This is a genomic window from Winkia sp. C0117E2, assembly GCF_056590455.1.
On sequence record NZ_JBWPWD010000016.1, the window covers coordinates 1 to 539 of the forward strand.

Below are 539 nucleotides of genomic sequence, written 5' to 3' on the forward strand. Positions count from 1 at the left end.
ACTGATTCGGTTGATCCGAAGTATGCGCAGGATACTGTGGTCAAGGCTGGGGAGTCTGGGACTGTTGTGGCTCCTAAGGATGCTGATGGTAATGCTTTGCCGGAGGGTACTAAGTTTGTTCCTGGTAAGGATGTTCCTGAGTGGGCTAAGGTCAACCCGGATGGGTCTATTACTGTTGCTCCTGGTAAGGATGTAGTTCCTGGTGATTATAAGGTTCCGGTTGTGGTGACTTATCCGGATGGGTCTACTGATGCTGTTGAGGTTCCGGTTAAGGTAACTGAGGGTGGTAAGGGTCGGACTGATGCTGGTAAGCCGGCTTGGGATGATGCTTCTACTCCGGCTGATAAGACTGTTGTTATCCCGAATAAGGGTGGCGATGTTGTTGAGGGCACCACTGTTGAGGTGGAGGGTCCTGGTAAGGCTGAGATTGGTGCGGATGGTTCCTTGAAGGTGACTCCGAGTGCTGATGCTAAGCCTGGTGACAAGATTGTTGCCAAGGTTAAGGATGGTGAGGGTAATGTCATTGACACTGTTACCGT

At 51.0% G+C, this 539-nt stretch carries 1 protein-coding gene; it reads left to right on the plus strand.

The genetic code is table 11. The annotated features are described in order from the left end of the window. The coding region (locus AC1EKG_RS10430; protein WP_285334129.1) for a Rib/alpha-like domain-containing protein at positions 1-539 on the plus strand (539 nt) is incomplete at both ends.